General features: G+C 58.3%; 19 protein-coding genes. 11 read left to right on the top strand and 8 right to left on the bottom strand.

The window, feature by feature from the left end:
* Positions 1-149 precede the first annotated feature (149 nt).
* From ACM6IO_RS24425 to ACM6IO_RS24405, 5 genes are all read left to right on the top strand, one after another.
* Positions 150-2,426 (top strand): PAS domain S-box protein, encoded by a 2,277-nt coding sequence (locus ACM6IO_RS24425; RefSeq protein ID WP_414912394.1) that lies wholly within the window; start codon positions 150-152, stop codon positions 2,424-2,426.
* Between the two features lie 4 nt (positions 2,427-2,430).
* Positions 2,431-3,066, top strand: coding sequence for a response regulator transcription factor (locus ACM6IO_RS24420; protein ID WP_008026356.1), 636 nt, complete (start codon positions 2,431-2,433; stop codon positions 3,064-3,066).
* Between the two features lie 74 nt (positions 3,067-3,140).
* The gene (locus ACM6IO_RS24415; protein WP_008041498.1) at positions 3,141-4,235 is read left to right on the top strand and encodes an AI-2E family transporter; all 1,095 of its coding nucleotides are present in this window, start codon (positions 3,141-3,143) and stop codon (positions 4,233-4,235) included.
* On the top strand, positions 4,232-4,963 hold the full coding sequence (locus ACM6IO_RS24410; RefSeq protein ID WP_414912393.1) for a hypothetical protein: 732 nt from the start codon (positions 4,232-4,234) through the stop codon (positions 4,961-4,963). Before ACM6IO_RS24415 ends, ACM6IO_RS24410 begins: the two co-directional genes overlap by 4 nt.
* A gap of 21 nt (positions 4,964-4,984) precedes the next feature.
* Positions 4,985-5,449 carry a MaoC family dehydratase gene (locus ACM6IO_RS24405; protein WP_008026361.1) on the top strand — a complete coding sequence of 155 codons (465 nt, stop codon included), beginning with the start codon at positions 4,985-4,987 and terminating at the stop codon, positions 5,447-5,449.
* A gap of 103 nt (positions 5,450-5,552) precedes the next feature.
* Here the strand turns inward: ACM6IO_RS24405 and gfa are convergent, their stop codons facing one another.
* Complete coding sequence (gene gfa, locus ACM6IO_RS24400) at positions 5,553-6,131, bottom strand: S-(hydroxymethyl)glutathione synthase (protein ID WP_192227174.1); 579 nt, start codon at positions 6,129-6,131, stop codon at positions 5,553-5,555.
* Between the two features lie 153 nt (positions 6,132-6,284).
* On the bottom strand, positions 6,285-7,907 hold the full coding sequence (locus ACM6IO_RS24395) for a methyl-accepting chemotaxis protein (RefSeq protein ID WP_414912392.1): 1,623 nt from the start codon (positions 7,905-7,907) through the stop codon (positions 6,285-6,287).
* Between the two features lie 296 nt (positions 7,908-8,203).
* Between ACM6IO_RS24395 and ACM6IO_RS24390 the strand changes: the two genes are divergently transcribed.
* Positions 8,204-9,991 carry a SulP family inorganic anion transporter gene (locus ACM6IO_RS24390; protein WP_414912391.1) on the top strand — a complete coding sequence of 596 codons (1,788 nt, stop codon included), beginning with the start codon at positions 8,204-8,206 and terminating at the stop codon, positions 9,989-9,991.
* 54 nt (positions 9,992-10,045) lie between these two features.
* Here ACM6IO_RS24390 and ACM6IO_RS24385 read toward each other — a convergent pair whose 3' ends face one another.
* The 5 genes from ACM6IO_RS24385 to ACM6IO_RS24365 all read right to left on the bottom strand — a co-directional run bounded on the left by ACM6IO_RS24385 (position 10,046) and on the right by ACM6IO_RS24365 (position 16,308).
* A complete protein-coding gene (locus tag ACM6IO_RS24385) occupies positions 10,046-12,082 on the bottom strand; it encodes an LTA synthase family protein (RefSeq protein WP_414912390.1) in 2,037 nt (678 codons plus the stop codon).
* Positions 12,083-12,114: 32 nt separating this feature from the next.
* Entirely contained in the window at positions 12,115-12,729 is a 615-nt protein-coding gene (locus tag ACM6IO_RS24380; protein ID WP_223552924.1) for a hypothetical protein, read from the bottom strand.
* Entirely contained in the window at positions 12,726-14,024 is a 1,299-nt protein-coding gene (locus tag ACM6IO_RS24375) for a sialidase family protein (RefSeq protein WP_008041507.1), read from the bottom strand. Before ACM6IO_RS24375 ends, ACM6IO_RS24380 begins: the two co-directional genes overlap by 4 nt.
* A 307-nt stretch (positions 14,025-14,331) precedes the next feature.
* Complete coding sequence (locus tag ACM6IO_RS24370; protein WP_414912389.1) at positions 14,332-15,234, bottom strand: universal stress protein; 903 nt, start codon at positions 15,232-15,234, stop codon at positions 14,332-14,334.
* Positions 15,235-15,417: 183 nt separating this feature from the next.
* Positions 15,418-16,308 (bottom strand): LysR family transcriptional regulator, encoded by an 891-nt coding sequence (locus ACM6IO_RS24365; protein ID WP_032832639.1) that lies wholly within the window; start codon positions 16,306-16,308, stop codon positions 15,418-15,420.
* 167 nt (positions 16,309-16,475) lie between these two features.
* Here ACM6IO_RS24365 and ACM6IO_RS24360 point away from each other — a divergent pair, with 167 nt between their 5' ends.
* From ACM6IO_RS24360 to ACM6IO_RS24340, 5 genes are all read left to right on the top strand, one after another.
* Entirely contained in the window at positions 16,476-17,558 is a 1,083-nt protein-coding gene (locus tag ACM6IO_RS24360; RefSeq protein WP_223480008.1) for a 4-oxalomesaconate tautomerase, read from the top strand.
* 44 nt (positions 17,559-17,602) lie between these two features.
* The gene (locus ACM6IO_RS24355) at positions 17,603-18,934 is read left to right on the top strand and encodes a dicarboxylate/amino acid:cation symporter (RefSeq protein ID WP_192227181.1); all 1,332 of its coding nucleotides are present in this window, start codon (positions 17,603-17,605) and stop codon (positions 18,932-18,934) included.
* Positions 18,935-19,075: 141 nt separating this feature from the next.
* Positions 19,076-20,380, top strand: a complete 1,305-nt coding sequence (locus ACM6IO_RS24350) for a CitMHS family transporter (RefSeq protein WP_414912388.1) — start codon at positions 19,076-19,078, stop codon at positions 20,378-20,380.
* A gap of 91 nt (positions 20,381-20,471) precedes the next feature.
* The gene (locus tag ACM6IO_RS24345) at positions 20,472-21,725 is read left to right on the top strand and encodes an OprD family porin (RefSeq protein ID WP_414912387.1); all 1,254 of its coding nucleotides are present in this window, start codon (positions 20,472-20,474) and stop codon (positions 21,723-21,725) included.
* 80 nt (positions 21,726-21,805) lie between these two features.
* Complete coding sequence (locus ACM6IO_RS24340) at positions 21,806-23,479, top strand: methyl-accepting chemotaxis protein (protein ID WP_414912386.1); 1,674 nt, start codon at positions 21,806-21,808, stop codon at positions 23,477-23,479.
* 55 nt (positions 23,480-23,534) lie between these two features.
* Here ACM6IO_RS24340 and ACM6IO_RS24335 read toward each other — a convergent pair whose 3' ends face one another.
* The gene (locus ACM6IO_RS24335; RefSeq protein WP_414912385.1) at positions 23,535-24,401 is read right to left on the bottom strand and encodes a patatin-like phospholipase family protein; all 867 of its coding nucleotides are present in this window, start codon (positions 24,399-24,401) and stop codon (positions 23,535-23,537) included.
* Between the last annotated feature and the right edge of the window lie 68 nt (positions 24,402-24,469).

Raw genomic sequence — 24,469 nt, 5'->3', positions numbered from 1 at the left:
TGCTTTATATAACAATCCTCCATCGATATGGAAGTACAACCTATGGCGTATGGTATATGTACTATATTTGATTCGTGCTGAACTAAATGACTACCGTTATATCGCCAAGGCCGGTATATCCTTGGCTTCCCCAACGAAGCGGACCCGTGATGACCCTGACCCCCGTTCGATTGCACAGCTGGTTGCGCTTGCAGCGTGAGGCCGTGCCTCTGGCCGCCCGGGCCGATGCGTTGTGCCGGGCCTTGCAGGATTGCCCCGAGGTGCGTCGCGCGGTTTACCTGAGCTGGCAACCCCAGGCGCGAATCTACAGCCATGAAGGTGCCGCCCAGCATTTTCCCCCGGGCCAGGGCGATCCTTCGCTGGCCAGCGATCAGTTGCTGTTCGAGCGTTTGCTGGAAGCCGGGCGCCTCGATCTGGCGCAAGTGCGGCAACTGGATTGCTGGTTGGCCGGTCGACTGCGCCGCGCCGCCATCAGCCATGGCCAAGTGTTCGATCTGGCGTTGACGCCTGGGCAGGCCGGGTTGTTGCTGGTGGAAGTCTGCGAAGGCGTGAGTTTCGATTGGCTGGGGTGGGTGCAGGATTTGCTCACGACTTTGCTCAGCAGCGTCAACGGCATGCTGCGTGGCTCGCCACTGTTGGGCCACGATCCGCAACCGAGCCTGTTGCTCGATGCGCAGGGACGGCCGCAGGAATTCAACGCGGCGTTGCTGGCGTTGCTGGCGGAAAAGCCGCTGAGCGACGTATTCGGTTTTCTGCCGGTCAACCATCGGGTACTGGTGCGCGCGTGTCTGGACCAGCAGCGCGCCATTGAAGGGGTCGAAGCCCAGCTCGAAACGCAGATTCTGATCTGGACATTCATTCCCGATCCCCAGGACAACCGTGTGCTCGCCCGTTGCCGCGACGCCACTGCGCAAGTGCTGGCCGAGCGCGAAGCGGCTCAGGCGCGGCGGTTGTACCGGCTGATCATCGAGAACACCACCGACTTGATTTCGCGGCACACACCGGACGGCTGTTTTCTCGATGCCTCCCCCGCGTCATGGACGTTGCTCGGCTATTGGCCGGAAGAACTGCGCGGGCAAATGGCCCAGGGCCTGTTCCATGGCCAGGACCTGGCAAGCCTGGTGCAGCGTGCCCGCGATGCGCTGGAGCAGGACGGTTATCACACCATGACCTATCGCATTCGCCATCGGAACGGCCATTATCTGTGGTTCGAAACCGCCAGTCGGGCGATTCGTGAAACCTATACCGGCACGGTGGTCGAGGTGGTCAGCGTCTCCCGGGACATTACTGCCAGAGTGCAGGCCGAAGAGAACAAGCGGCGCCTGGCCGAAGTCGTCGAGGTCAACACCGATCCGGTGCTGTTCATCGACCCCGAGGGGCAAGTCACTTACCTCAACCCGGCGGCACGCCGCATCCTCGGCATAGGCGAGCAACAGCCGATGCCGGTCCTGGCACAACTGTTCGCCAGCGCTGACCTGACGCGTCTGCAACGTGACGGCTGGAGCGGCGCCGAACGCGACGGCGTCTGGAGCACCGATGCGCGCTTGCAACCACCAGGCGGTGGCGCGTCGGTACCGGTGTCGCTGGTGCTGTTGGCGCATCGTTCGGCCGGCGGCGAGCGCTACTATTCACTGGTGGCGCGGGACATGACCGAACGTGAACTGCGCGAAGTGCAGCAGCGCCGCCATCAGGATGAACTGGCGCACACCGCGCGCCTGGTCACCCTCGGTGAACTGGCCTCGGGCATCGCCCACGAAATCAATCAGCCGCTGGCCGCGGTGGTCAATTACGCCAACGCCAGCCAGCGTTATTTGCAGACCGTGGATTCCAACCCCCAGGCGGCCGCCCGGGTTGCGCAAGGGCTGGAACGCATCACCCATCACGCCACGCACGCCTCGGAAGTGATCCGCCGTTTGCGCGCGTTTCTGCGCAAAGGCCAGCGCCGCATGCAGGCGCTGAACGTCACCGATGTCGCCCGCGAAGCCGTGCGTTTGTGCGCCTGGGAAGCGAGTAATTGCCAAGTGACAATCGAGGATCGCCTGCCGGATAATCTGCCGCCCGTTTATGCCGATCGAGTGTTGCTGGAACAAGTCCTGCTCAATCTGTTGCGCAATGCCACCGATGCCAACCGCGAACAACATCCCGGCCAGCCCTCGCTGATTGTGATGACTGCCGGGCAGGGCAGTGCCGCCACCGTGGACATCACGGTGCAGGACCAGGGGCCCGGCGTGAGCGAGCCCGAACTGGAGCAGATTTTTACCCCGTTCTATACCAGCAAGGCCGATGGCCTGGGGCTCGGTTTGTCCATGAGCCGCAGCATCATCGAAGGCTTCGGCGGAGAATTGCAGGCCCGCCGCCAACCGGTCGGGCTGCTGATGTGCTGTCGCTTGCCGCTTGCCGGTCCAACAAAACAACAACAGGAATAATGCAATGGCGGGTGTGACGGAGCACGTGGTGTATGTGGTCGATGACGATCAAGGCATGCTCGATTCAACGGTCTGGTTACTGGAATCAGTCGGCCTCAAGGCGTTGCCGTTTACCAGCGGTGTTGAGTTCCTCAATGCCTGCGATGCCAGCCTGGCAGCCTGTGTGCTGCTGGATGTACGCATGCCCGGCATGGGCGGCTTGAACGTGCAGGAAGAAATGCGATTGCGCGAACTGAACCTGCCAATCATCTTCGTCAGCGGTCACGCCGATGTGCCGATCGTGGTGCGTGCGTTCAAGGCCGGCGCTCACGACTTCATTGAAAAGCCCTACAACGAACAACTGCTGCTGGACAGCGTGCAACAGGCCCTGAGCACTTGCGCGACCCACCGTTCGGGTAATCAGGGGCATGAAGCGTTGCAGGCGCGTTTGCTCACGCTGACCCCACGGGAACGCGACGTCTTGTTGCCGCTGGTGCAGGGTTACACCACCCGCGAAATCGCCGAGCAACTGGGGGTGAGCGCAAAAACCGTCGACCTCTACCGCTCACGCGTGATGAAACGCATGCAGGCCAATACCCTGCCGGACCTGGTCGGCATGGCCATTGCCGCCGGAATGGTTGATCCATTGAAGTTGCGTTGAATCCACGCGTTTTCCGCCGAACGACTATGCTGGGCTAACCGATCCCGTACCGTTGCAGTGATCAGGAGGCCTCCATGGAGCCCACTTCGTTCTCCGAAAAAACGCTGACGCGCACGCTGCTCGATGTCCTTATCCGGGCTGGGTTGATCGCGGTTCTGGTGCTGTTCTGCTTTGAAATCTTCAGCCCGTTCCGTGACCTGATGCTGTGGTCGCTGATCCTGGCGATTACCCTTTACCCGTTGCAGGCGCGTCTGAAAGGGCCCTTGGGGCAGAATGACGGGCGCATTGCGACGCTGATTATCCTGATCGCCATCGTCATCCTGGTGTTGCCGATTTACTTTCTGGGCACCTCGATAGCCGACTCGGTCGACCGTGTGATGGAAGTGGTCAAGGGCGGCGACTTTCACCTGCCACCCCCCGCCGAATCCATTGCCAGTTGGCCATTGGTGGGGCAGCCGCTGTTTGACTTGTGGCTTGAAGCCTCAACCAATCTTCCCGACCTGACCGCCAAATACCTCCCGCAGATCAAGCACTTCAGCCTGTCCCTTTTGAGCAAATTGGCCGGCGTCGGCATGGGTTTCCTGACCTTCATTTTCGCCTTGATCATCGCCGGTATTTTCATGGCCTATGGCGAGAGCGGCAGTCGCAGCGCGGTGCAGATTGCCTCGCGGGTCAGCGACCCGGCCAAAGGACCGAAAATTGCCGCGCTGTGCACCGCAACGATCCGTGCGGTCGCGCTGGGCGTGGTCGGGATCGCGTTCATCCAGATGCTGCTGGTGGGGCTCGGGTTTGTCTTCAAGGGCATTCCCGGCGCCGGTTTGCTGGCCCTTGGGGTGCTGTTGCTCGGCATCATGCAATTGCCGGCGACGCTGATCACGGTTCCGGTGATTGCCTTTGTGTTCGCCACCGAAGGCGCCAACACCGTGACGATCGTGTTCGCCATCTTCGTCTTTGTCGCCGGCCTGGTGGACAACGTGCTCAAACCGCTGCTGCTGGGGCGCGGTGTCGATGTGCCGATGCCGGTGGTGCTGATCGGCGCGCTTGGCGGGATGGTCACCAGCGGCATCATCGGGTTGTTCATCGGTCCGGTGGTGCTGGCGGTCGGGTATCAATTATTCTGGCAATGGGTTCGGGATCAGCCTTCGGAGGGAGGAGGGCCGCCACTATGAATGCGCCGGGCGATGAACTGCTCAATCGCGTACTGATCGCCCATGGTGGTCTGGAGCGCTGGAGCAGTTTCAACCAGGTACGCGCCACTATCGTGACCGGGGGCTCGCTCTGGGCCATGAAAGGGCTGACCCAGGACAGCGCGCCACGGCAGATGACCGTCTGGCTGCATGAGCAGCGGGCCTCAGTGACGCCCTTTGGTGGGGCCGATCAATTCACCGCCTACACCCCGGATCGAATCGCCATCGAAAATACCGCCGGCAAGGTGATTGCCGAGCGATCGAAACCCAGAGAGTCCTTTCGCGACCATGGGGAAAACAGTCCCTGGGATCCCCTGCACCGAGCGTACTTCAACGGTTACGCGCTTTGGTCGTACCTGACCATGCCTTTCCAGTTCACCTGGCCGGGTGTCGTGACCGAGGAAGTCGAGCCCTGGCACGAGGGCTCGGAGCGCTGGCGTCGTTTGCGGGTGACCTTCCCCGAGACAATCGCCACGCACTGCGCGGTGCAGGATTTCTACTTCGGTGCAGACTTTCTGTTACGTCGTCACGACTACAACGTGGATGTCAGCGGTGGCCTGGCTGCCGCGCAGTACGTTCATGGCTATGTTGAAACCGACGGCTTGCGCATGCCCTGCAAGCGGCGCGCCTATCGACGCAAGGCCGACGGTCAGGCGGATGAGCACGCCTTGCTGGTGGCGATCGATCTCAGCGACATCGGCTATTCGTAATGCACTGCGGAGGAATGAATCATGACCCTGCATGCCTGGGAAAAACTCTATCTCGATGACCTGAGTCTGGGTCAGGAGTTTGAAAGCGACCCTGTTCGCGTCCATCAGGAAGCGATGTTGGCGTTTGCTCGCGAATACGACCCGCAACCTTTCCATTTGAGTGCCGAAGAGGCCGAGTTGAGTCTGTTCGGCGGTCTGGCGGCCAGCGGCTGGAACACTGCGGCCCTGACCATGAAGATGCTGGTGGCCAGCGTCCCCCTGGCGGACGGCATCATTGGCCTGGGCATCGAGCTGAGCTGGCCGACACCGACTTATCCGGATGACGTGTTACGCCTGTTCAGCAAGGTGCAGGCCATCGAACCGTCGGCCTCCAAACCGGATCGGGGCGTGGTGACGCTGTTCATGGAAACGCTGAATCAGAATGACAAGGTGGTGCAGCGTGCAACCGGGAAGCTGCTGGTATTCAGGAAACCCCCAGAGGATTGAAGCGCTGCCGGCGTTCGCCATTTCTCGACGTCGCTGACGACAGATCCCCAAACAAGCTGCCCGGGGGCCGCGGTCCGGCGAAGAAACCGCGGCGACCGATCAATCAGGCGGCAGGCAGCAGGCCTTTCTGTTTGGCGACATGAGTCGCCATTGCGTCCATCAAGTCCGGTGACAGGCAGTCATAGGGTTCCAGGCCGATAGAGCGCAGGCGCTCACGGATGGCTTTCATTTGCGCTGGCGGTGTGCCGGTTTCGATGATGGAGGACACGAACGCCGCGAAGCCTGGCGCAGCCCATCCTCGTTGGGGAGAGAGCTCAGTGTGGACGAAGTCCAGGCCATAAAACGGATGGTCCTTGTTCTCGATGCGCCCGAAGAGATGGGCGTGGCACTGCTTGCAGGCATGGCGCTGGATGGTGGCTTTTTCGTCGACAATGGCCAGTTTTTCGCCGTGGGCAGTGACGCTGACCTTGTCCCGAGGCACCACGGCAATGACGGCGAATATCGCGTTTTGCGGTTTCCAGCATTTGCTGCAGCCGCACGCGTGGTTATGCAGGGTTTGCGCGTCGATCCGGACCTCGACTTTGTCGTTCGCACACAGGCATTGCAGGGTGCCTCCGGTGAAATTCGCGTCGGCGGGTTGGATACCATTGTCCAGGGCAGGATGAAGTTTCAAGGTACTCACGTTGGCGTCTCCCTTTGAGTGGGCCAGACAAACAGCGGCAGGGTGTGAGTGACGAAAGCTCGCCATTTAAATCCTAGACTATCTTCGGTAACCGGGTGCGCCCCCGTCATAACCTTCAAACTCCGTTGGCTGGTTTGACGGGGGGCATGCACTTTAGAAGCTGAACCGCTGCAGCATGACGCCCAGTCCGTCGGACATTGCCTTGAGTTCCTGGGTTGTGCGCACGATCCCGCCTTGGGCGGTGGCGTTCTCTTCCACACTTTGCGCTACTTTCTCGACGTTGCAGGCGACCTGTTCACTGGCGGCGCGTTGTTCCTGGAGCGACACCGAAATGAAACTAACGGCCGCAAGGGATTCGTCCAGCACACCCTTGATCCTGCCCATGGAATGGCCCGCGCTTTCGACCAGTTTCTGACCATGAGTCACGCGTTCACAGCCGGCGGCCATGCTGTCTTTGGCTTTGACCATGCCGCTTTGTATGGCATTGACCAAGGCAACGATTTCCGTGGTGGATTGGGCCGTGCGGGCGGCCAGGCTGCGCACTTCATCGGCGACCACGGCGAAGCCGCGACCTTGTTCGCCCGCGCGTGCCGCTTCAATGGCGGCATTGAGGGCCAGGAGATTGGTCTGTTCGGCGATGCCGCGAATCACACCGACAATCAGGCTGATGTCGTTGGACTGAATCGCCAGTTGATCGATGTCCGATGAGCTTTGTGTCACCAGATCGGCAATCTGGCCCATTTCCTGGATGGAGGCCTGCATGACCTCCATGCCTTCGCTGGTGATTTCGCCTGCTTTCTGTGCGGTGCTCTGGGCCTGTCGAGCATTGTCGGCGATGTGAGTGATGCTGACGGAAAGCTCTTCTACCGTGGCCGCCATGGAGGAGGCTGTCTCGCTTTGCAGTGCGGCGCTGCTCAATCCTTGTTCGGAGGACGCAGACAATTGCAGCGTGGCACCTTCTATCTGCCCGGAGGCCTGGCTGATCTTGCCGATCATCTCGCTCAGGCTGTGGCGCATCGCCTGGACGGAGTGCAGCACCCCCGTCGACTGTTGCTGATCAAGCTGTGTAGCGGCGAGTTTCCCTTGGGCGATGTTCGAACTGATGGCCGCCAGTTCTGCCGGTTCGGCACCGAGCTGGCGGCTCAACAGGCGGGAGAACAAGACCGTGTAGGCCACGCCCGCGATCAGGGCCAATGCCAGAATCAACAGGCTGAGCTGGAGACTGGAGGTATAGGCGCTCTGGTTCTGTTCGAACTGGTTCTTGGCCTCCACCAGTTGAACTTCGATCAACTCGGAAAACTTGGCTGACAAGGGATCGATCAGTGGATACAGCTGATCTGTCGCGAAACGCGCGAGACCGGCGGCGTCGTTCTGGCGCAGCAGGCCCTGCAAGTTTTGCAATGGACCGTGGGTCGCTTCCATCAGCGGGTCGATTTGCCCGATCAAACGGGTTTCTGCGGGGATCAGCTCTGTTGATTTGTACGCGCGCCACGTCTGATCGATTTCCCTCTGCGCTTGCTCTATCCGGGTCAATGATTCAGCGTTGGTGAAGTTGCCATTGCGTGCCTTGTGGGTGGCATCGACGATGTCCACGGCGTACAAGTCAGCGATTTTTTTCAAGTCCCGCAGCGGTACGACCCGATCGAGGTACACGGTCTCCAGACTGCGTACCGCGGATTGCATTCCCAAGAGTCCAAGCCCGCCAACACACAACAAACCCAGAAGCAAAGTGCTGGTAAGCACAAGCAGATGAGTCCTGATTTTCCAGCTTCCCATAGTCCGTAATTCCTGAGTCAGCTAATAGATGGCGATCAAGAGGTCAGCGTAAGGTGCAATAAAGGCACATTGGCATCATTGGCTGAGACCCAGGAGAAAAAACATCGGGTGATCGGCGAGAATTTATGAATTTGCGACACCGGGAGACAGGCTATTGGAGTCGGTGCGATCGACGATGAGTGTGCAGGTTGCCTGCGCCCTCGTTGAATCTTTCACTCACGACTGAGCAAGATCGCAGACTTGACCCAGAATGAATCTACCGCACGCTGTTTGTTATCTCTGAGGGCTAAAGTCCCATGAGCGATTCGGATGCTCTGCCACCCGCTCCCGAACCGGGCCGGATTACGCACAGGCATACTGGCGATCAAACCCACTTGAGCCGTTGGCTGCCGGGGCTGCGGACGTTGAGCCGCTACAAGATGGCATGGTTGCGGCGCGACATTGTGGCCGGACTCGTGCTCACCACCATGCTGGTGCCCGTCGGCATCGCCTACGCGGTGGCGTCGGGGGTGCCCGGCATTTATGGCCTTTACGCGACCATCGTTCCATTGCTCGCTTATGCGTTGTTCGGCCCCAGCCGAATCCTGGTGCTGGGGCCGGATTCCTCATTGGCAGCCATCATTCTCGCCGTAGTCTTGCCGCTGTCCGGCGGTGATCCGCATCGGGCGATCGCCCTTGCCGGCATGATGGCGATTGTCTCGGGGGTGGTGTGCATTCTGGCGGGTGTCGCACGGCTGGGCTTTGTCACCGAACTGCTATCCAAACCGATCCGCTATGGCTACATGAACGGCATCGCACTGACGGTATTGATCAGTCAACTACCCAAGTTTTTCGGCTTTTCGATTGAATCCGACGGACCGCTGCGCAACCTGTGGGCCATTGCCACCTCGGTGATGGATGGAAAAACCAACTGGACCACCTTCATGATCGGTGCAGCCACCGTGGCGGTCATCTTGTTGCTCAAGGACAAAAAACGCGTGCCGGGGATTCTGATCGCCGTGGCAGGCGCCACCGTCGCCGTTGGCGTGCTTGACCTTACAACCCACAATGTCGCGGTCCTCGGTTTGCTGCCCCAAGGCTTGCCGGCGTTTGCCATCCCTTGGATCAGCCGTGCCGATATCGTTCCTGTAGTGATCGGAGGTTGCGCCGTTGCGCTTGTCTCGTTCGCCGACACCAGTGTGCTCTCGCGCGTTTATGCGGCGCGGACCAAGACCTATGTCGACCCAAACCAGGAGATGGTAGGGCTCGGCGTCGCCAACCTTGCCGGCGGTTTGTTCCAGGGGTTTCCAATCAGCAGCAGCTCGTCACGCACACCTGTGGCCGAGGCGGCGGGGGCCCAAACCCAACTTGCCGGCGTGGTTGGAGCACTGTCTGTTGCCTTATTGCTGGTGTATGCCCCGGATTTGTTGAAAAACCTGCCCACCAGCGCACTGGCGGCGGTGGTCATCGCTTCGGCTATCGGCCTGATCGAGGTCGCCGATCTGCGACGGATCTATCGTATCCAGCGCTGGGAATTCTGGTTATCGATCGTTTGTACGCTCGGTGTGGCCGTATTCGGCGCCATCGAGGGCATTGGCCTGGCCATCGTTGTCGCGGTGATCGAGTTTCTATGGGATGGCTGGCGGCCGTATTCTGCGGTGTTGGGTCGCGCCAAAGGCGTCCAGGGCTATCACGACATCACGCGTTATCCGGATGCGCGCCTTATTCCCGGCCTGGTGCTGTTTCGCTGGGATGCGCCGTTGTTTTTTGCCAACGCAGAACTGTTCCATGACCGAGTGCTGGACGCCGTGGCGACATCACCCACGCCGGTTCGTTGGCTGGTGGTAGCAGCCGAACCGGTCACCAGCGTGGATGTGACTTCCGCCGACATGCTGGCTGAACTGGACCAAACCTTGAACGAGGCTGGCATCACGTTGTGCGTGGCCGAGATGAAGGACCCTGTCAAAGACAAGTTGAAGCGCTTCGGACTATTCGAGCGGTTTGGCGAAGCTGCGTTTTTTCCGACTTTAGGCGTCGCCGTCAGCAGCTATCTCAAGGTCCATCCCGAGGAATGGAGGGAAGGGCAGGATGAGGATCGCGATTAGACAATAGTGCCGGCACACTATCGGGGTCGGCGCGGTAGCCGACCCCGATCCCGGTTACTTGCGCACGTTCTGGTACAACATCAACCTGGACGTTTCATGCATGCCACGGGTCAGTTGCACCAGGCGCTTGAACTCTTCAGGGTTTTGCCCGGCCACGTTGTCCAGCGGCGTCGCGGAGGCCAGATCGTGCAACGTCGGCGAGCTGCCGTCGTGCTCCATCTGCACCATGTAGTGTTGAGTGACGCCCGCAATCAACGGGAACGTGCCTTCACGCAACACCAACGGCACTACGCGTTCACCCTCGGGCGCAGGCTGCTGGATGTCACGCCCCAGGCCGCTGTTGCGAAACTCAAGGCCGGCCATGCCCGCCACGGTTGGCAGCAAGTCCACCAGGCCGACAGCTTCCTTGACGGTACGCGTGCCGAGCAGACCCGGTGCATGGATGATCATGGGCACCGCGTTACTTTCCAGACCCAGTTGCTCATAAGCCGGCGCCAGGAAAGGGATCTGGGCGATACGGGTGTTGTGGTCGCCAAACAGCACGAAAATGGTGTTGTCGTAGTAACCACCCGCTTTGGCAATTTCCATCAAGCGTCCGATGTTGAAGTCCAGCAGGCGCACGGCGTTGTACTGCTCGACACTGCGCGATCCCGCAGCCTGAACTTCAGCGAGGGTAGGGTGCTTGACCTCGAATCCGTCATTGCTCTTGGGAATCGTGAAGGGACGATGGTTACCGGCCGTCTGCACATAGGCAAAGAACGGTTTGTCTTTGGGCAGCGCTTGCAGGATCTTGTCGGTTTCCTTGAACAGATCCAGATCTGAAATCCCCCAGACATCCACGACCGGGGATTTCCAGTCCCGCTCTTCGAACAAACGAACCCCGTCGATACTTTGCCGGATCAAGGCATTCATGTTGGCCCAACCGGAGTTGCCGCCAATGGTGTAGATCTTCTCGTAACCGGTGAAGGCATTGATCAATGTGTGCTGCTTGGTGATCAGCGGATTACGCGTCGCGGTTTCCTGTCGAGTGACGTCAGGAACCCCGCTAATGCTGGCCCAAACGGTTTTTGCGGTCCCGGTGACCGGAACATAGAAGTGCTCGAAGAACCAGCTCTGCGTAGCCAGTCGATCGATATTGGGTGTCGGATTGATCGGGTTTCCATAGGCGCCGACGGCACTGGTACCCAGCGACTCGAGCATGACAAACATCACGTTTGGCGCCCGTGTGCTCGATACCTTGTAGGGTTGTGGCGCCTGGTGACGGACGAAATTCAGGGTTTGTGGATCGGGCTGATCCACGCCCAGGTACTTGGCAATCACGGCGTAGTGTTCACGCACTTGCGCTTCGTCGTAGCGCGACTGGCCGACCTTGACCGTGTCGTAGAGGAAAATTACCGGGTTCAAGCCCAGCGCAGCGACCTGGTTATTGCCGGAGAAGAACGCATCGCTCCAGCGCAACGGGACAGGGTTTTCCAGGTTCATGTTCTCGACACGGCCCAAAATACCCAACAGCACCAACACGACCATCAACGCGCTACCCCATGTAACGGAGAGCGGGTGAATGGCTTTACGGGGGCGGTCCAGCGTCACGCGCTCCAAGCGCACCAGGGCCAGCATCACCATGGCGACCGTTGCCAGCCACCCCAGTGAAATCCAGATAACCGGGTAGGTTTGCCAAACCATGTCACGGGATATTTGCGCGTCGTCTATGAAGCGCAGCACGGTGGCATTGATCCGTACGCCCAGATAGGCGTAATGGCCAAAATCGACGATATAGATCAGCAGCAGGGCGCCCAGGGCGACTGACAGATACACGCGCGCCAATCGGCGAAGCAGGCGGCTGCTGACAAGATTCCAACGAGGAATCCAGGCCAGCAACGCCAGTGGCAACATCACCAGGATGGCCAGGCGCAGATCGAAACGAAAACCGATGCCCAGGGTTTCCAGGACGGCATGGTCGTCGCTCAATGCTCGGGCGTCGAAACCGGAGAAGCCGAAAAAGAACACCACCCGCAGCAATGCAAACAGCACAAACACAATCGCTGTTGCGCCTAGCCAATAATGCAAACGTCTCGATTGCAGCCAACCCATCCCTGTACCCCTGTTAAAAATTTCGTTGGATCTCAAATGGATCTGGAGTCTTTCACTGAGCCAAACCGCGTGTTCAGCCAACCGTACGTCCAGCGCACCGCAAGCATCAGCAGTGCCGCGCAGCAATACAGCCCCAGCAGCGGATCAACCAGATAATCCCAATAGTTGTGCGAAGGTTTTACCCCTGCGATGAAGGCCAGGGTCGCACTGGCCAGCATCACGACGGCCAGGTAGCTGCGCAGGTAAAACAGACCTGCCGTGAGCAGAGCGAAGAAAATCAGCATCGGGCGCGGGCTGAAGCCAAACCGGTAAGGGTCCAGATGACTCAACCCCAGCGTTGCCGGATACAACGCCAGCGCCAGCGCAGCGAAGATAATCAATACGCGGGTTTTATCCTGCTGCGCAGCCGGCAGGAAACCCAGTCGACGCAAACAGCCCCACGCCATGAACACCAAGGTCGTCATCGCAAGGTCATCAATGTGGCTGCGCAGGTAAGCCGCCAAGGACAAGCCGTCCAGCGGTATAAAGCTGGCGGCCAGCAATGCAACCAGCAGCACGATCTGCGCGGCCCTTTTCAAGCCGAAAGAAGGCAGCAACAGAAAGATGATCATTGTGAAACTGAGATGCGCTTGCCAAAGGTTGATCATTTGGCACGCTCCGACAGCCATGCATCGTTGAAGGTGACGTGCTTGATGAAGGTGTTGTTCCAGGAATAAACCAGGTGATACATACCGTCGGGACTGCGGATGAAGTACGGGTATTCATATTCGAAACTGCAGGCTTGTTCCTTGCAGACCCGGCTGTCCAGGTTGTTCAGGAACTGCGCTTCCAGCGGTTGGCGAAGTGCGCCACTGGATCCGCGAAACTCTCTGCCGATGATTTCCTTGTAGGCCTCGGGTGAAAACGTATCGCCCTCTGGATCAGGCGATTTGTCGAGGTCGCGCAGCGAGCGCCAATCGTCCATTTTTGCGTCGGTGCCATAAAGACTCAGTTTGAAGCGCCCCTCTTGCAAGTCATTGAGTGCCACCAGCAACCCATGTTCGGGCGTCGCTATGGCCGCCAACGAGGAATTGGGATTCGAGGGATCGAGCGGGTAAGGCTCGCTCCAGGTTTGCCCGGCGTCTTCAGTGCGGGTCGCCAGTACTCGATGGTGGGTGTTGCCGGCATAGCGCAGCAAGGCGATGCCGCGCTGTCCATCCAGCGGAACGACCGTGGGTTGCAATGAGTTATTGCCATGGCTGATGCGGAATTTATCGATCACCTCACCGTCTGCGCTCAAGTACAGGTACTCGGAAAACTTGCCCAGAAATTCGTGGTAGACCGGTAAGCCGATGGAACCGTCGGCATGAAACACCGGAGCCGACCGTACCAGGGTGCTGATATTCAAGAAGGGCGAAGTGATCAATTGGCGCGGCGCCGACCATTGGCGTCCATAGTCTTCAGAGACCATTACATTGACCGCACTACCGGCCCAGCCCCCCATGGACACGGACACGTAGAACAACCAGAGCCGGTTGTCCGGTGCGAGCGCAACGACCGGGTTACCCAGTTTTCGAATGTATTTACCAGTGCCTAGCTGGGTCGACTGCCGAGTCGCCAATACCTGTTCCGCACCCCATTCGCCGGTTTGCGCGTCGAAGCGGGCAGAGCGCACCTGCACATCGGCTGCGCCTTCACGCGTACCCGCGAACCAGACGGTCATCAGGCTACCGTCAGGCAAGGCGGTTACCGCCGAGGAATGCACGAAGTCCACCAGCCCGGATGAGGCAAAACGGCTGGTATAAATGGGTTTGGCTACTTGCTCAGCCACAGCCCTCACCGGGTTCATCAGGGCAAAGGAAGAATGCACAGGGGCAGGGTGGGTGAACCATGCGGCCGCAAACAGGCAGGAAAGTGCAACATAAGCCAAGAAGGCAGGGAGGGAGGGTAGGTGGATGCGCATAATCGAGGCTGTGCATCTTATGGCCGATTCAGGCAGCTCAACCTATCACTTGTAGTAGCAGACTCGGGCTTTAGCGAGCTGCTGCTTTGTAAGCAAATGTTTATAGCGCGATATTCGGGCCTTGAAATTATAAAAACATATTATTTATCAATAGCTTAAAGATGTTTGTAGGCGCCAGGCCGTTAATCGAAAAACTGCTCTTGAAGGCGGAAGAATAGACTGAAATTCACAAAAACCCATTCAGCGAGCCGAGCGTCGCGGCCTGTTCGGCCGCCAACGCTGCCGTTGTGCACTAAAAGCGGATCCGTTATTGATCTACCTGCGCCTTAATTGCCAAAACATTGCAGGGCACCTTATACAACACGTGCTCTGTAGTACTGCCAATTAGCTTGTGCAGCCCTTTACGGTGCGTATCGCCCATGATCATCACATCGGCTCGGGTGTGGGCCGCGAAGTCGGACATCACTTTGGTGGGCGGCCCTTCAATGAAATGTTGTCGTTCAGAGGGCACTCGGTAGTTTTCAGCCAGCGTAATGAAGGACTTATGCAGTGATCGACGTACATCGGTACTGAAGCCCGGCATAGTCACGGCGCCGGCACCGGCGTCAGAGATATGTGTCAGCGATGGGTCGAAGGCGTGCAGCAGGTGCAGCTCTGCATCGCACTGCATGGCCATCCGCTGCGCAGCCACGATGATCCGGTCATTGAGGTCGTTAATCTGGTGTTCTGGATGCGACAAATCCACTGCCGCCACTATCACCCGCGGAAGTGGGCACCTGATTTCGCTGACCAGATGAACAGCAACCGGGCAATCGCGCAGCAGATGCCAATCCAGAGGCGTGACGAATACGCGTTTGAGTGCTGATTCGTGGTGTACGTCCTTGATAACCAGGTCCGGTTGCAAGTCTTTCACATGCTGAAGGATTTCTTGAAGTACGTCCCGAGCCAATACAACTTCGGTGGTCACCGCAATGCCATTGCCACGTATCAGTTGGGCTTCATCTTGCAGCCACTTCTGGTTCTCTTGCTGACAGATTTCGCGAAATTGCTCATTCCCGCTCATCAACCCCAAGATGTCGACGTCTTCAATGAACACCGCGATATGCAGCACTGCGTCAGTGGCTTTGGCTAGTGCAACTGCCCGCTCCATCGCCGGCGTGTGACGCATGGTTGGACCGACAATCAGAAAGAGGCGTTGATATTGGCTCATGTCGCACCTCCAGCATTCCGGGTTATCCGTTGGTTTTTGCCAGCACTTTCGTCCGCCATACCATTGGCGACCTCTACCGCCTCAACTTCCTGGATCGCCAATACCAATATACGCCTGCATTCAGTGAACGCGCGCGGGACGAGTTGCCCTATGCACTTATTAAAGCTGGCTGAACGAGGGGGGTCATTGCTCCCACTGTTCCAGCAGTATCGAGACGAATTTTTCCGCTGCCGGAGAGAGTGAGGCGCCTCTTCGGTAAACCAGTCCCAGCGATCGGTTCACGACAGGCTCTATCAAGGGGACGCTCACCAAGGTTGGATGATCCACCGCCGGCATTGCGAGGCTCGGCATTGCCGAAACGCCTAGGCCAGCTTCTACCAGGCCCAGCGATGTAGACAGGTGTTGCACCTCATAGAACCACTGTGGACGCCAGCTCAAGCCCGACAACGCGTGGTCCAGCAACATGCGGTTACCGCTCAGGCGACCGACCCCGATAAGGCGGTAATTGCTCAGTTCAGACCAGGTGACCGAACTGCGCCCGGCCAGCTCATGATCGCGTCGACACGCCAAAACAAAAGGCTCGTTGACCAACGGCACAAACTCAATGTCCGGGTGCTGGCCGCTCATCATGTTGATGCCAAAGTCGGCTTCGCCACGCAGAACAGCCTCCAGTCCTTCGTTCGCACTGAGATCAAGCAAACGAATGCGGATTTGTGGATAGCGTTCGTTGTAGAGGCGGATGACCGAAGGGAGGAAGTAGAAGGCTGCGGTGGGGATGCAGGCGAGGGTGACGCGACCGCTCTGCCGCTCCGCCAGCTCGCGGATGTTAAGTATCGAGTCGTCGAAGTCATCCAGTAGGCGTCGTGCCTTGGGCAGGAAGTCTCGCCCAACGCTGGTGAGGCTTACCCTTCTTGTCGTGCGATCAAGAAGCGCAGTTCCCAATCCCTCTTCAAGCTTTTTCATTCTCCGACTCAACGCGGGTTGAGAAAGATGCAAGGCATCGGCAGCTTCGTGGAAGCTTCCAAGTTCCGCGATCTTCACGAAAGATCGGATGTCATTGAGCTCATAATTCACTTTTTTTATCTCGGCAGACGAGCGTTGTTCAGCCTGGTCATCCTAGATTCGTCATGCGCCAAACGCAATAATCAGGCTGATATTTGCATTGGAAACAATTTTTAAAGCCTGCGACTCTTGCTCACAAGACATCAATAACCCCCATTGATCAACAAGAGTCAGTATTCATGCAACGAATTCCCTGTGTGCTAATGCGCGGTGGTACTTCCAAGGGCCCGGTATTTCTCGCTTGGGATCTACCTGTTGCGATCGAAGACCGTGATGAGCTGCTGCTCAACCTTATGGGTTCTGGCCATGAGCTGGAAATTGACGGCATCGGTGGCGGTAGTCCACAAACCAGCAAGGTGGCGATCGTCAGCCCGTCGCTGCATCCTGACGCGGATGTCGACTACCTGTTCGTTCAAGTCATGGTCTCCCAGCGTCGAGTCGACACTGCGCCCAATTGCGGCAACATGCTTTGCGCCGTTGGCCCGTTCGCCATCGAGCAGGGGCTGGTAAAAGGCACCAAAGACCTGACCCGTGTGCGTATTCGCAACCTCAACACGGGGACGTTTGTGAACGCCGAGGTACAGACCCCGGGTGGCAAGGTCAGCTATGAAGGCGACACTGCCATCGATGGTGTGCCGGGTACCGCCGCTCCTGTGCAACTGACTTTCCTGGATGCGGCGGGCAGCAAGACGGGCAAGCTTTTCCCGACTGGTCAAACGCAGGATCTGATCGACGGTATTGCAGTGACCTGCATCGACATGGCGATGCCGATGATGATCGTCGAAGCCGGCCAGCTGGGTAAGCGCGGTGATGAAAGTCCTGCTGAGCTGGATGCCGACAAAGAGTTCCTGCGTCGCCTGGAGTCCTTGCGACTGCAAGCTGGCCTGGCAATGGGCCTGGGTGATGTCAGCGACAAAGTGATCCCCAAGCCAGTACTGGTTTCACCGGCCAAGGCTGGCGGCACAATCCAGGTGCGCTACTTCATGCCACACAATTGCCACCGGGCCTTGGCGATCACCGGTTCCATCGGCCTGGCCACTGCTTGTGTCACTGAAGGCAGTGTGGTCGCGCAATTGCTCGGCGGGGTTAGCGAGCCGCGCTTGCAGCAAGTACGCATTGAACACCCAAGTGGTGGAATAGATGTCGTATTGTCCTACACCGGCGCTCAGGGTGAGACCATTCGTGCTTCGGTAGTGCGTACATCGCGCAGGCTGTTCTCCGGTTTTGTCTACGCCGCGGCTTCCCAACGACTCGCCGGATAACGTCCCCTAGTCATTGCCGTTTTTGCATCAGCACAATTCTAAAAATGGGTGATGCCATGAAAGTTGTAAAATCGCTCTACTTTCAGATTCTCTGCGCCGTGCTGTTGGGCGTACTGGTCGGACATTTTTGGTCGCAGCAGGCCATCGCCTTGAAGCCGCTGGGTGATGCCTTCATCAAACTGATCAAGATGATGATCGCTCCGGTGGTGTTCTGCACCATCGTCACGGGTATCGCGGGTATGAGCGATAAACGCTCCCTCGGACGCCTGTTGAGCAAGACCATGCTGCTGTTCCTGGCGTTGACCGTGATCAGCCTGATTATTGGCCTGGTGTCGGTCTACCTGTTCAAACCCGGTGTGGGCATGAACATCGACCCCACCCAGTTGAGCACCAAGGGCTTGTCGCAGTACACCGATTCGGCCGCGAAGCTGGGAGTGGTCGAGTTTTTCATGCACATCATCCCCGACACGTTCATCGGTGCCTTCAATAAAGGTGAAGTACTGCCGGTGTTGTTCATCGCGGTGCTTTGCGGTTTTGCGCTGTCGGCCATAGGCGAGCGCGGCAAGCCGGTACTGGATGTACTGGAATCCGCCTCGCACATGGTGTTCAAGATCTTCTCCTACTTGATGCGCTTCGCTCCGATCGGTGCCTTTGGCGCCTTGGCCTTCACCGTGGGCCAGTACGGTATTACATCGCTGGGCTCATTGGCCAAGCTGATCATGACGCTGTACGTCGCCTGCGCCTTCTTCGTCTTTGTGGTGCTGGGGAGCATTTGCCGGGCGAATGGCTTCAGTCTGTGGAAGTTGCTGCGCTACTTCCGCGAAGAATTCCTGGTGGTGCTCGGGACTTCCTCCACCGAGCCGGTGATGCCGCGGATGCTGGAAAAGCTGCAAGCCCTGGGTTGCAAGAAAGGCGTGGTGGGGCTGGTGTTGCCAACGGGGTACTCGTTCAACCTCGATGGTACGGCCATCTACCTCTCGCTGGCAGCGGTGTTCATTGCTCAGGCCTGCAACATCGAACTGAGCCTGACACAGACCGTGACCATGCTGGCAATCATGCTGTTGTCCTCCAAGGGTGCAGCGGGCGTCACCGGTGCCGGTTTTGTCGCGCTGGCTTCGACGCTGACAGTGATCCATGACATTCCCTTGGCCGGCCTTGCCTTGCTGATCGGTATCGATCGTTTCATGTCGGAAGCCCGGGCTTTGACCAGTCTGGCAAGCAACGCCGTGGCTACCGTGGTGATGTCCATCTCGGAGAACGCCTGTGATCGCGAAACACTGATGCGGACTCTGGACGGCAAACCTTCGCCTGCCGCACCCCCAGCCCAAGTCCAGAACCCCGACTGGGATGGCCTGAAGGTCACCGAACACGCTTGACCGTTCGCGGCTGAATCCAGCCCCCTTAAATACCTCAATGAATAACTCCCGCCAGGCACCGTTGATCGTGCCGTCTGGCGGGGACGGGGTCGCGCGCCTGTGCGTCGGCCACGCTACTCATAAGAACAAGAGAACTGACCTATGCTCGCATTGCTTGGATTGGCCATGGTGGTGGTCTTCACCGTCCTGATAATGACCAAACGGTTATCGCCGATTGTCGCGCTGACGGTGGTGCCGATTGTGTTTGCCGTCATTGGCGGTTTCGGTGGCACTACCGGCAAGATGATGCTCGACGGCTTGAAAATGGTCGCTCCTTCGGCCGCGCTCCTGCTGTTCGCGATCTTGTTTTTCGGCTTGATGATCGACGCCGGTCTGTTTGACCCGCTGATTCGCAAGATCCTCAAACGCGTCAACGGCGACCCGATGAAAATCGCTGTCGGCACAGCGTTGCTGTCGCTGCTGGTGGCCCTGGACGGTGATGGCACCACCACCTACATGATCACCTGTGCGGCAATGCTTCCCCTGTACAAACGTATCGGGATGAACCCGATGATTCTGGCGACCATTGCCATGCTTTCTCTGAGCATCATGAGTGGCATGACGCCTTGGGGAGGGCCGGCGACCCGAGCGATCGCGGCGCTGGGCCTGGATGCCGGTGAATACTTCGTGCCGTTGCTGCCGACCATGATTGGCGGCGCCATGTGGGTAGTGTTCACCGCGTTTCTGCTGGGCCGTGCCGAGCGCAAACGGATCGGCAATATCCAGTTGGAAAGCGGCGGGGGAGATTGCTACATCAAGGCGATTCTTGAAGACACGCCGTACAAGCGACCGAAACTGGCCTACGTCAATCTGCTGTTGGTGATCGCGGTGATGGTCGCACTGGTGATGGGGATCATGCATTCCGCGATCCTGTTCTTGATCGGCTTCGTACTGGCGCTGATGATCAACTATCCGCAACTGGATATTCAGAAGGAACGCATCCTCGCCCATTCGGGCAACGCCATGACCGTCGTACTGTTGGTGTTTGCCGCCGGCATCTTTGCCGGGATTTTCTCCGGCACCAAGATGGTCGACTCCCTGGCGCAAACCCTGGTTGACTGGATTCCGCCGTCCTGGGGGCATCTGTTCCCGCTGGTGGTGGCGATTACCAGCATGCCGCTGACGTTCGTTCTGTCCAACGATGCTTATTACTTTGGCGTGGTGCCCATTCTGGCGAATGCCGCTGCGGCGTATGGTATTGATCCGGTGGAAATCGCCCGCGCGTCGATTCTCGGGCAGCCAGTACACCTGATGAGTCCGCTGGTCGCCTCAACCCTGTTGCTGGTGGGGATGGTCGATCGCGATATCGGCGACTTCCAGAAAGCCACCGTCAAATGGGCGGTGCTCACTTCACTGGTCATCACCGCGCTAGCCCTGCTGACAGGGGCGATCAGTCTCTTCACCTGATTCACCCAAGCCACCTGTTTTCTCCCAAGGCGCCTCGCCAGCGAGGCGCGCGCTGTTCTGCACCCCAAATAACAACAATGAGTAGTTTTCCATGACCACTTTGCATACCCAACGGGCGCTGTTTTCACTTCTTGGTTTGTTGCCGCTGGCCAGTGCTAGCGCAGAAGGATTTATCGATGACAGCAAGCTCAAACTGCAATTGCGCAACGTCTTTTTCAATGAAAACTTCCGCGACGAGCATGGCTTGAGTGCCAAGTCGGCAAGGACGGCGAAGAGCGAACGAACCGAATGGGCCCAGGGATTCCTGTTGGATTACCAGTCGGGATTTACCCCCGGCACCCTCGGGTTTGGTGTTGATGCCCTTGGCCTGGTCGGGGTCAAGCTCGACTCCGGCCGTGGCCGCAGCGGCACGGGCTTGCTGCCCGTCCATGATGACGGTCGCGCGGCTGACGAATTTGCAAGCCTGGGAATGACTGCCAAGGCCCAACTGGCCAAGACCACAGTCAAATACGGCACCTTGTTACCCAAGACTCCGGTGCTGATCTATAACGACGCGCGTCTGTTGCCGCAAACGTACCAAGGCACGCAGATCAGTAGCGTCGACATCGAAAACCTCACCCTCACCGGGGGCTATCTGGATCGATTCAAACTGCGCGATTCCAGCGACAGCATGCCGATTGTGCCCGACGGTTACGGCGGAGATAAATCAGGGGACTTCAGCTATGCAGGGGCCGAATACAAGCTGGGGAAGAGCGTTCGCTTGAGTTACTTCTACGGTGAGCTGGAAAACTTTTACCGTCAGAATTTTGCAGGTGTCCAGCACGATCTACCCTTGGGCGGCGGCGTGCTGACCAGTGACTTGCGCTACTTCAACAGTGTCGATACCGGCTCGGCCTACGGCGGCAAGATCGACAACAACATGCTGAGCGGGCAACTGTCCTACGCCATTTCCGGCCATACATTCGGCGGCGGCTATCAGACCCTCAGTGGTGATGCAGGACTGCCCTTTATCAGTGGCGCAACGGTTTATTCGTTCAGCAACGCCGGGATAGGCAAGTTCATCGAGGAGGATGAAAAAACCTGGATGCTTAATTACGGCTATAACTTTGCCGCCCTCGGCGTGCCGGGCCTGACGTTCTCTACTCGCTATCTGAGCGGCAACGACGGTAAGTCCAACACCACGGTAAAAGAGTGGGAACGTGACGCCGAACTGGCTTATGTCGTGCAACAAGGCACCTTCAAGGGCTTGGGTGTGCGGTTGCGCAACTATGTTTATCGCTCTGATTATTCCCGTGGCCGAGACAGCAACCGGATCTACTTTACCTACGACATCGCGCTCTGGTGATTCCCTGATCGCGGCCTCGCGATATTCGCAGGCCGCTTTTTCAGCCTCGGCCTCACAGGATTGGGTGAAGGATTTCAACGATGTCGTTTAAAACCAAAATACTGTTGCTGACCTTGTTTCCGGTAATGCTGTTTGCCCTGGTTTCAGGTTTGAGCACCCGTGGCACTTTGCAGTCCCAGGCCGAGCAAGAAGTCGCTCAGACCCGCGAGCGACTGCTTGAAGAGAGCCGCACTCGGCTCAAGGATTACGCGAGCATTGCTCGCACTTCAATAGCCGAACTTTATGATCGGGCTGCTGCCGGGGATCCGTCCAGCCGAGCCTTGGCGATCAGCCGCTTGTCGAAAATGAAGTATGGCGATGACGGCTATTTCATCGGTTATGACAGCCAGGTTGTACGCCTGTTTCGCGGTGACAGCAGCGAAGGCGTCGGCACCAACATGAGTGATCGCAAAGACATCAACGGGAAATACTTGAACCGCGAAATGGTCGCTGCGGCAAAAAATGAGACTCACTTCGTCACCTATTCAGGAGGGCTGGTCAACACCGATAAGGTGGTGGCGAAGCTCGCGTACAGTTTTTATTTGCCCAAGTGGGACATGGTCGTGGTCACGGCGATCAATCTGGACAGTATCGACGTTCAGGTCGACAAGGTGCGGGCTGATGTTGATGCGCGGGTGCACAGCTTGATGTTCAGCATCGCCATCATTGCTTGTGTGCTGGTTGGCATTATCGGTGTGTTGGCTTTACTGCTGGTCAAGCGCAGCTTACGTCCCTTGACCCTGATCCGGGCCCACCTTGATGAAATCGCTGCGGGCGAGGGCGATCTGACGCGGCGTCTGCCGGTGGTCAGTCGAGATGAGCTTGGGCAACTTGCCGGTTCGTTCAACGCGTTTATCGATCAGATTCACAGCCTCGTCAGCCAGATCGTCGCCATGAGCGAGCAGTTGAATGGATCTGTGAGCCATGTGGCCGAGCAGAGCAGGCATATTGACCGTGCCATGGATAAGCAGCGCCAGGAAACCGACCAGGTGGCTGCGGCGATAAATGAGATGTCATCGGCAGCGCAAGAAGTATCGGTTAGCGCACAAAACGCTGCCGACGCCGCCGTCGAAACTGACAGACAGTCCCGGCACGCCAGGCAAATAGTCAATGGCAGCATGACTCGAATTCAGGCACTGACCGTGGAGCTTGATGAGAGTGGTCTCGCCATGAAGAGCCTTCAAAACGATGTGACTTCTATCGTCACCGTGCTGGATGTGATCCGCTCGATTGCCGAGCAGACCAATCTCCTGGCACTCAATGCGGCTATCGAAGCCGCTCGTGCCGGCGCTGCCGGGCGAGGGTTTGCGGTGGTTGCCGATGAAGTGCGCGCGTTGGCCAGTCGTACTCAGCGCAGTACCCAGGAAATCCAGGCGATGGTTGAGCGTCTCAAGGGCACGACTGATGGCGTGGTCAGTGCAATGCATCAATCCACCAAAGCGGCTCAAGGCGCTAACGCTCAGGCCGATCAGGCGGGCGAGTTCCTGGGCAACACTGTCGAACTGATCGCGACCATCAACGCGATGAACGCACAAATCGCGAGCGCTGCGGAGGAACAGACTTCGGTGGCTGAAGAGATCAACCGCGGGGTGCATCAGATCGCGCGGGCCATTGATTCCGTTGCCAACCAGACCAAGAGCGGGGTCAAGACCGTCGATGAGCTGTATATGATCGGCAATCGTCTGCAAAGCTTGCTGGGGCAATTCAAGATTTGATGCCGTGTTGCAAACGACGAGGGAGCAGGGTGGTTCTACAGGTCATTCACATCACTCAATGCTCATGGGCATGTGAATGGAGGGTCAGGGCGCCCGGTACCTTGGTGCGCTCGAGCCCCCCACGTTCCAGCCACCGAAGGGTCTGCACATAGGCACGCTGCAGCAAAGACTCGGTCTGGTCAAAGTTGAACACCGAGACATCCACAGGACACAACGGCGGGACGATGTGCAGGCTGGTGACAGCGCGGAAGTGTTCGATGTCGCTCACCAGTTGACGCATGCTCATCAGGTTGACGGTGTGCAGGGCCAAGGCGACCAGGCCCCGGGGCGGTTGTGTCAGGGCGCAACTCACGCCGGTGGGGATGACCACGACGTTGGTGGCTCCCAAGGCTACGGCCGTCGAAATAGGTGTATTGCTTGCCACGCCGCCATCAACCAGAAACTGATCGGCGATTTGCACGCAGGGGAACACCAGCGGGATGGCAGCGCTGGCCAGCAACGCCTGCTCAAGGTTGCCACTGGACAGAACCGTCTCGGCACCACTGAGCAGATCGGTGGTGACGATATGCAGAGGCAGCGTCGCTTCTTCGATGCGATGAATGGGAAGTGCCTGTCCCAGCAATCGGTGTAACGCCGCCGGCTGCAATAAAAAGCCACGCCGCTTGATCAGTCCTTTGCAGGTGTCGATCCAGGAGAGGGGAAAGATGTCAGTTTTACTCAGCCCACGCCAAAATCCGGCGAGCGCCTCGACGCCCTCGGAATCGGGCCTTGCGGCAAAATAGGCACCGTTGATAGCGCCTACCGAAGCGCCGACGACCATGTCGAATCGAACATCGGCCTCGACCAAGGCCCGCAACATTCCCACCTGCACCGCACCCAAACTGCCGCCGCCAGCGAACACGATTGCGGTTTTGGTGACCATGGTCGAAGTCTCTGTGCGGAGATGTATCGAATGAGTGTAGCTGACGGGGTGGCGTTGCTTTCGCGGAG

Origin of the sequence: Pseudomonas sp. IT-P44 (assembly GCF_949768225.1) — a bacterium.
GTDB classification, from domain to species: Bacteria; Pseudomonadota; Gammaproteobacteria; order Pseudomonadales; family Pseudomonadaceae; genus Aquipseudomonas; species Aquipseudomonas migulae.
This window is presented reverse-complemented; position numbering and strand designations above follow the sequence as displayed.